The organism is Ferrimonas sediminum, assembly GCF_900100175.1.
Classification (GTDB): Bacteria; Pseudomonadota; Gammaproteobacteria; order Enterobacterales; family Shewanellaceae; genus Ferrimonas; species Ferrimonas sediminum.
The window spans coordinates 1-6,302 of sequence record NZ_FNEM01000036.1; the positions used below are offsets into that span (position 1 = coordinate 1).

3 protein-coding genes are annotated in these 6,302 nt (G+C 55.9%); all 3 read left to right on the forward strand.

The features are described from left to right. Positions 1-661: 661 nt before the first annotated feature. The 3 genes from BLT77_RS19775 to BLT77_RS19785 all read left to right on the forward strand — a co-directional run bounded on the left by BLT77_RS19775 (position 662) and on the right by BLT77_RS19785 (position 5,221). Positions 662-2,257, forward strand: coding sequence for a cation:proton antiporter family protein (locus tag BLT77_RS19775; protein WP_090368557.1), 1,596 nt, complete (start codon positions 662-664; stop codon positions 2,255-2,257). A 245-nt stretch (positions 2,258-2,502) separates the two neighbouring features. Then, on the forward strand, positions 2,503-4,773 hold the full coding sequence (locus BLT77_RS19780) for a nitric-oxide reductase large subunit (protein ID WP_090368561.1): 2,271 nt from the start codon (positions 2,503-2,505) through the stop codon (positions 4,771-4,773). A 46-nt stretch (positions 4,774-4,819) separates the two neighbouring features. After that, complete coding sequence (locus tag BLT77_RS19785; RefSeq protein WP_090368564.1) at positions 4,820-5,221, forward strand: nitrous oxide-stimulated promoter family protein; 402 nt, start codon at positions 4,820-4,822, stop codon at positions 5,219-5,221. Positions 5,222-6,302: the final 1,081 nt, after the last annotated feature.

Below are 6,302 nucleotides of genomic sequence, written 5' to 3' on the forward strand. Positions count from 1 at the left end.
CATGTGTTAGGCCTGCCGCCAGCGTTCAATCTGAGCCATGATCAAACTCTTCAATTAAAAAGTTTTTTGATTCCGAAGAATCGACTCAATGAATTACTGAATTAACTTGTTATAGTCACTCAGTGCAACATTGATATATGAGATATCAATCCTGCGCGAGTGCCCACACAGATTGTCTGACTAATTGTTAAAGAACGTTGCAAAGTGAACCGTGGTTCCCGTTGCTGAGGCTGCGTATCTTACGCTTTCCTCAATCCCCGTCAAGCGTTATTTTCAAAGGCTTTTCCGAGTGTCGAATTGTTGCTCAGTGCCTTACTCAGTAAGCCGCTGTGCCCCGTCGACAGGAAGCGCATTATAGGGAGCGCCCGCCGGAACGCAAGGCCAAAAAGGCAATAAATCGCGATATTATTCCCAACCGCCGAAACCCACCGCAACACCACAGCTTAAACACAGAGTTATCCACATTTAGGGCGGTTCTCATCGGTATACACCGTCTATTTGCACCGAGAACAACAGTGGCCACTACCGAGACCAAATCGAACCAAAGAGGAAAGTTACCGCTATTTTCGATATTTACGACAGCATCAAAGGCTGAGCTATCAGGTTTTACGACCGGAACGCGGTACAATACGACTCAATAACCAACCCACGGAGGGCATCAATGGACCCACTACTTCTTATCATCCCTCTTATTCTAGCCATTGGTGCCACTCGAATCGGATTGCCCCCACTTATTGGTTACCTCGCAGCAGGCTTTGCCCTGTATGCTGCCGGCGTCGAGGAGTTGACGTTTCTCACCCCGATTGCCGACCTCGGTGTCTTGTTGCTGCTGTTTGCCATCGGACTCAAACTGGATCTGTCCAGCCTGACCAGATCGGAAGTCTGGGGCGGTGCCAGCATCCATATGGTGACGACAGTTGGCCTGGCTGCCATCCTGATCAAGTTGCTGGCTCTGACCGGCATCGGTATGTTCGATCAGCTGGGCAACCAACAACTGGTCATTCTCGGCTTCGCCCTGAGCTTCTCCAGTACGGTTTTTGCCATCAAGTCTCTGGAAGAGAGCGGCGATAGCCAATCTCTGTATGGGCGCACCGCCATCGGCATTCTGATTATGCAGGACATCTTTGCGGTAATTTACCTCACAGCCAGCAAAGGGGTATGGCCATCACCTTGGGCTCTGTTGCTTCTGGGACTGCCGCTACTGCGTCCACTGCTGTTTAAACTGATGGAGCGCTGCGGTCATGGGGAGTTGCTGGTGCTGTTTGGCCTGGCAATGGCTCTGGTTCCCGGCGCCGCCCTGTTTGAGGCGGTCGGGCTGAAGCCGGATCTCGGCGCACTGATATTGGGCATTCTGCTCGCCGGACACAGGAAGTCGTCCGAGCTGTCCAAATCCCTGTTCCTGTTTAAGGAGCTGTTTCTGGTGGCCTTTTTCTTAACCATAGGCCAGCAGGGCATTCCCAATCAGGAAGAGGTGATTACCGCACTGGCATTAATGCTGTTGCTTCCGGTGAAGGTGGCACTGTTCCTGTTGCTGCTGTCTTACTATCGTTTTCGATTAAGAAGCTCAGTAATGGCCACCATCACCCTGAGTAACTTCAGTGAGTTTGGCCTGATTGTCATGACGGCGGCCATTGCCACGGGTTCGCTGGATGCAAGCTGGCTCAGAGTCATCGCCCTGTTGGTGGCCTTCAGCTTCGTATTGGCAGCCCCCCTCAGCAGACTGGCACTGCGGATCTATGATCTGTTACTTCCCAGACTGTCTGGCCTGCAACGGGAGAGGTTGCATCCGGAAGATCAACCCATCCACCTGGGCAACCCCAGCGTAGTGATCTTTGGTATGGGCCGTATCGGCTCTGGTGCCTACGATTCGCTGAAGAGCAGCTACGGGGATGTCATCCTTGGTATTGATCACAAGCAGGAGATCATCGAACGCCACCATCGCGACGGCCGCAAGGCTGTACTTGGCGATGGTACCGACTCAGACTTCTGGGACAAGCTGGTACCAAGTGGTTCGATTGAGTTGATTGTACTGGCCATGCCATCTCACCAGGGTAACCTGCACACCGCCGAACTGCTGGCTGCCAGTGCCTACTCCGGTAAGGTGACCGCCATTGTCCGATACGCCGATGAGGAGGAAGCCCTAAAGGAGATGGGGGTACACAGCGTGTATAACATCTATCAAGCCGCCGGTACCGGTTTAGCCGATCAGGTCATTGATTCCCTGCCGGTGAACATCAAGAGCAACCCCTCCCTGTAAGCTTCTACGCCGGGCGCCTTATGGGTGCTCGGCGCTTTCACCAACCTCCCACTCTGCACTATTCCTTATTGGGTATCCCATGCCCCCGAAACCGTGATCACGATCTCATGTCGATACACGGCCTGATCCAGCGATTGATAGTACTTGAGTATTTTACTAAGGTTTAAAGCCATAAGATGCATTTGAGTTGCACCTTAACGGTTGCAGTTTTCAATCACCACAATACAAACGCAATGGGTACGGCTATGAGTCGACAAAAAATCATCCTTTGGGCCTTGGTATTATCCTGCCTCGCCTCTTTTACCGTGTTACTTTCCATGGGCAGCAGCACCTATCGTGAAATGCCGCCAATTCCCGCACAGGTTGTCAGCGAAACCGGCACCCTTCTGTTTACCGAGCAACAGATTCAAGACGGCCAGATGGCATGGCGATCCATGGGGGGACATCAGCTGGGTTCTATCTGGGGCCATGGCTCCTACGTGGCGCCAGACTGGAGTGCCGACTGGCTGCATCGTGAATTAATGGCGTGGTTATCCATACGCGCCGACCAGCAGTATGGCCTGGGCTACGATCAGTTGAGCATTGACCAGCAAGCCGGACTTCAGGCGCTGCTCAAGCGTGACATTCGCACCAATCGCTATGACGCCAAGACCGGAACCCTGACGGTCTCCGACACTCGATTGGCTGCCATTCAGCAAGTGCAGCAACACTATGTAGCCCTGTTTGGCGATGCTCCAGAGATGCAGCCTCTGCGTAAGCAGTACGCAATGAAAGAGGGCACCCTGCCGGACTTGACCCGTCGCCAGAACCTCACCAGCTTCATTTTCTGGAGCGCATGGGCAACGGCCACCGATCGCCCTGACCAGTCCGGTGTCTCCTACACCAACAACTGGCCCCATGAACCTCTGGTCGACAACACCCCCACCTCCTCCATCACGGTTTGGTCCATCCTGTCGGTCGTTGTGCTGATCTTTGGTGTTGCCGCGCTGGCCTGGTACCACTCAACGCTGAAACACGACCCCCTGCCGACACCGGCCAAAGAAGATCCCATCTTCAGTCACCAGCCAACCCCGTCACAAAAAGCGGTGGGCAAGTACTTCCTGACAGCCATTGGCCTGTTCATGCTTCAAATCGTGCTGGGGGGCATCACCGCTCACTACGCAGTCGAAGGCCAGCAGTTCTACGGCATTCCCCTGTCTGAGATCCTACCCTACTCACTAACCCGTACCTGGCACACTCAGTTGGCCGTGTTCTGGATCGCCACCCTGTGGCTGGCAACCGGCCTGTACATCGCCCCGGCCCTGTCCGGCGGCCGTGAGCCCAAGTGGCAAAAACTGGGCGTTAACCTACTGTGGGTCGCGTTGCTGATTGTGGTGCTGGGATCCATGGCCGGCGAGTGGTTTGCCGTACAACAGGTACTGGATATCGATATCAGCTACTGGTTCGGTCATCAGGGTCACGAATACATCGATCTGGGCCGGTTCTGGCAGATGCTGCTGATGGTTGGGTTGCTGATCTGGCTGGCCCTGGTCACCGCCGCCATCCGCCCGGCCCTGAAACAGGAAAACGATCACAAGCCCGTTATCTGGTTGCTGTACATCTCCGTGGTCGCCATCGGCCTGTTCTACGGCGCCGGACTGATGATGGGCAAGCACACCAATCTGGCCATGGCTGAATACTGGCGCTGGTGGGTAGTGCATCTTTGGGTTGAAGGCTTCTTCGAAACCTTTGCCACCGCCGTTATCGCCCTGATGTTCGTTCGTCTGGGACTGATCCGCGCCCGCAGTGCCAATAGTGCCGTGCTGTTCGCTACCCTGATCTTCCTGTCAGGCGGCATCATCGGCACCGCCCACCACTGGTACTTCACCGGTACCCCAACCTCGGTGCTGGCCTGGGGCTCCATCTTCTCCGCCCTGGAAGTGGTGCCACTGGCGCTGATTGGCTTTGAAGCCTATGAACAATACCGACTGCGCAATGCCAGCAGCTGGATGAGCAACTACAAATGGGCCATCATGTTCTTCGTTGCCACGGCATTCTGGAACATGTTTGGCGCCGGCATGCTGGGCTTCCTGATCAATCCCCCCATCTCGCTGTACTACGTGCAAGGGCTTAATACCACTGCCGCACACGGCCATGGCGCCTTCATGGGAGTCTATGGCATGCTGGGCATCGGCCTGATGCTGTTCTGCCTGATGGGGCTGAGCAAAGGACGGGGATGGAACCACAACCTGCTGAAATGGGCGTTCTGGTCAATGAACATTGGCCTGATGGCGATGCTGGTGATGTCACTGCTCCCAGTCGGCATCATCCAGTTCTTTGCCGCCATTGACAGTGGATACTGGTTCGCCCGCTCTCCGGAAGTGTTACAAAGCGAGCTGGTTAGACAGTTTGTCTGGCTGCGCGTACCCGGTGACATTCTGTTTGCCATCGGCGGCATGTTTATCGCCATGTTCCTATTCGGTATGGTAAAAGCAAGCTGGTCAGCGAAGCGCGCCAAGAAACTGGCCACCGCATAATCGATTATTTGCGAGGGCACTCGCTGCCCTCTTTGGAGCTGTTTCAATGAGCCACTCTTTGTTGACCGGCCGACTCGCCAAAGAGCATAAGACCATCAAGCACATGTTGCAGATCTACTGCAGCAGCCATTGCCAGCCAGACCTGAGAACCAATGGCCTGTGCCCGGACTGCTTGTCACTGCTGAATTACGCCGCGCAGAAACTGGATCGCTGCCCATACGGAGAGAGTAAACCTGATTGTGCCCGGTGTCCGATCCACTGTTACAAGCCCGAACCTCGGCAGCAGGCACGGCAAGCGATGATCTATTCAGGGCCAAGGATGCTCTATCGGCACCCCATTGAAGCGATTCAACACCTGTTGGATAAGCGGCGGCCGATACCCGAAAAGCCGCCGGCCGGCGCCAGCCAATATGCACGCCGTAAGGCCGCAGAAAAACAGAAACAATGACCTGAGGGAGCCTGGCGGCTCCCTTTTTATTGGTTCGTTGCCAGCAGTAACAACACTCTTACAGGCAAAGTTCCGCAGCCTGGATAACAACAGAATTGAAGACACTGGGCCCTCGCGTTCGCAAGGGCGGCGGGCTTTCCTCCGTCGTGCCCGCGCACGCGGGTAGCCGGTGGCTTTGCTGCGCCTACTTAAAATCAAAGACACTAGACCCCCGCGTTCGCAAGGGCGACGGGCTTTCCATCCGTCGTGCCCGCGCATACGGGTACCCAGTGACTGTGCTCTTGGTCATTCTTGCGAAGGCGAGAATCCAGTGACTGTAAAGCAATAAAATCAAAGACGCTGGACCCTCGCGTTCGCAAGGGCGACGGGCTTTCCACCCGTCGTGCCCGCGCACGCGGGTAGCCGGTGGCTTTGCTGCGCCTACTTAAAATCAAAGACACTGGACCCTCGCGTTCGCAAGGGCCACGGGCTTTCCATCCGTCGTGCCCGCGCACGCAGGTAGCCAGTGACTTTGCTGCGCCCAACCAAAACCCAAGACACTGGGCCCTCGCGTTCGCAAGGGTGACGGGCTTTCCATCCGTCGTGCCCGCGCACGCGGGTAGCCAGTGACTTTGCTGCGCCCAACCAAAACCCAAGACACTGGGCCCTCGCGTTCGCAAGGGTGACGGGCTTTCCATCCGTCGTGCCCGCGCACGCGGGTAGCCAGTGACTTTGCTGCGCCCAACCAAAACCCAAGACACTGGGCCCTCGCGTTCGCAAGGGCGGCGGGCTTTCCTCCGTCGTGCCCGCGCATACGGGTAGCCGGTGGCTTTGCTGCGCCTACTTAAAACCAAAGACGCTGGGCCCTCGCGTTCGCAAGGGCGACGATGGGAATTGGATGGGTTAGTGGTTACCGAGCAGCCCTCTGCATTTTTCCCAATTCAGAAACGAAAAAAGCCTGAGCGTTAGCTCAGAGCTCTCGGCAGAGATCGGTACCTGTCGCTATCACCGCAACTCCAACCTTCCATCCGTCGTGCCCGCGGACGCGGGTACCCAGTGGCTGTGCTCTTGATCATTCTTGCGAAGGCAAGAATCCAGTGGC